The sequence below is a fragment of the Novosphingobium sp. Sphag1I genome, assembly GCF_056279125.1.
This window is the reverse complement of sequence record NZ_JBWBQS010000053.1, coordinates 1-2,201: the sequence shown is the minus strand read 5'-3', so window position 1 is coordinate 2,201 and position 2,201 is coordinate 1. Positions and strand designations below refer to the sequence as shown.

Here is a 2,201-nt window from a genome sequence, read left to right as displayed (position 1 = left end):
GGGCACGCTGGCATCCTGCCACAGCGCGATCGTTGATGGCTATCTGATCGAGGGGCATGTCCCGGTCGCCGATATCAAGCGCCTGCTGGCAACCCGTCCCGTAGGCGTCAGAGGTATTGCGGTGGCGGGGATGCCGATCGGCTCGGAGGGCATGGAAGTGGCGGGGGCTGCCCGCCAACCCTATACGGTGGTGTCGTTCGGCAGCACCGGGCAGCATGTTTTCGCGCGGCACTGATGCTGAGCAAGCTCTCGATAATCCGAAATCCTACTTCGCCTGGCCGAACGATGTCGAGACCAGGAGCGGCGCACGGCGCTTGCCCTACGCCGACCTTGCGTGGGCGTACTGCGGCTTTCGATGGAGATGAAATATCATCTCAATTTAGTGGTCTAATGTCCGGTGTCGTCGGGACAACGGGGGCAATGACCCGTGGCGCGGACTGAGTCATCGATGTCACCGGGGTCGCGACACCTGCGCATCACAAGCGCGTCGCATCGCGAGCATCGCTCAATTCGATGGACGGCGAACACGCTGTTTTCGCTCGCGATGCTCGTCGTGTTCTGCTGGCACGGCATCCTTGTCCAGACGCATTTTCACACCAATGTCCGGCCGCTGTCCGCAGCGTCCGAATTGGCTTCGAGCAACGGTCTTACACATGGGCAATCCTCGCCCGATACGCCCGACCGATGCCAGATCTGCCGCGAAGCCGCGACGGCCGGCCACTATCTCTCGCCTTCCGTACCGGCGTTGGAAGCACGGATCGGGTTTGCCTTATGGCGGCCCGTCACGCCTTATATCCGCCAAAGCGGCCGTTCGCGCTCGCATGCCTGGAATAGCCGCGCACCGCCCCTGTTCCTGACCCACTGAGACAAAACAGCGGCAACGGTCCGTCGAGTGGATCGTGCCCGGCCCTGTGGGCTGTCTGCCGGCAGAGCCAAGTCCTCAAGGTTCCTGGAGATCAGGTCATGTGCACTCTACTTCGTTTTGGCGCGGTGACAGCCGCGCTGTTCCCGGCTGCCGCACTGGCGCAGCAGGCGCCGTCCACCACCCCCGACGCGTCGACGGACATCATCGTTACGGCGTCGCCTTTCGGCAACGACACGCCGACGATCGTCGCCAAGGTCGATCGGGATTCGATATTGACGACGGGCGGCTCGAATATCGCGGATTCGCTTCAGACCGTGCCCGGCATCTCATCGACCGCATTCGCGGCGGGCGCCAGTCGCCCGATCATCCGCGGCATGGACGCAACGCGCGTGCGCTTGCTGGAGGATGGCAGCAGCAGCGCGGATGTGTCCGACATCGCGCCCGACCACGGCGTGCCGATCGATCCGCTCGCGGCGCAGAGCATCGAGGTCGTGCGGGGTCCGGCGACCTTGCGCTACGGTAGCCAGGCGATCGGCGGGGTTGTCAATGTCATCAACAATCGTGTCCCGCAGTCCCTCCCGACGAAGACGGTGTCAGGCGAGCTGAACGGTAGCTTCGGGACGGTCAACAATGCCGGCGAGGTGTCCGGCCAGACCGACGTCAGGCTTGGCAGCTTCGTGCTGCATGGCGACGCCTTCTATCGCCGTACCGACGACTATGACACGCCGCTCGGCACACAGCAGAACAGCTATTTCCGCGGCGACGGTCTCTCGGCAGGCGCATCCTATTTCTTTGGCGACAGCCATGTCGGCGCCGCGATCACGCATTATGATTCCAATTTCGGCATTCCGAGCGACACCACCCACATCGTGATGCGCCAGACCAAGGCGATCACGCGCGACTCCTTCGATCTGGGGTCCGGCGCCTTGAAGAGGCTCGATGTCTACGGCAGCTATGGCGACTACCGACACCGGGAGGTCGAGCCCGACGGGACGGTCGACACCACGTTCCTCAACAAGGAAGGGGATGGACGTGTCGAGTTGCTGTTCAACCCGATCGGGCCGGTTCAGAATATGGCGCTGGGTGCCGAGGTGCAGCGGCGGCGCTTCTCGGCGATCGGCGAGGACTCCAGCTACCTGTTTCCGACGCTGACGCAGAGCGAGGCGGGGTATCTGTTCGTCGAAATGCCGCTCTTGCCCAGCCTGCGCCTGCAGGCGGCGGGCCGTATCGAACATACCCGGGTAAGCGTCCGCCCTCGGGCGTGTTGCGGCATTCAGGCTTGGCGCTGATGGACCTCCGCTAAGGAGTCTCTTTCTGGACTCCAGAAGGAGTCCAA

Annotated in this window: 3 protein-coding genes; all 3 read left to right on the top strand. The window is 63.5% G+C overall.

Going from position 1 to position 2,201, the window contains the following annotated elements:
• Positions 1 to 235 (top strand): DUF411 domain-containing protein (locus ACZ9HU_RS22510; protein ID WP_476108106.1); only part of this gene is annotated, 235 nt, incomplete at its 5' end.
• Between the two features lie 192 nt (positions 236 to 427).
• Positions 428 to 865 (top strand): hypothetical protein, encoded by a 438-nt coding sequence (locus tag ACZ9HU_RS22505; protein WP_476108105.1) that lies wholly within the window; start codon positions 428 to 430, stop codon positions 863 to 865.
• A 98-nt stretch (positions 866 to 963) separates the two neighbouring features.
• On the top strand, positions 964 to 2,154 hold the full coding sequence (locus tag ACZ9HU_RS22500) for a TonB-dependent receptor plug domain-containing protein (RefSeq protein ID WP_476108104.1): 1,191 nt from the start codon (positions 964 to 966) through the stop codon (positions 2,152 to 2,154).
• Positions 2,155 to 2,201 lie beyond the last annotated feature (47 nt).

Coding starts and splice junctions, on each gene's coding strand:
- ACZ9HU_RS22500 (WP_476108104.1), top strand. CDS start 964: ATGTGCACTCTACTTCGTTTTGGCGCGGTGACAGCCGCGCTGTTCCCG.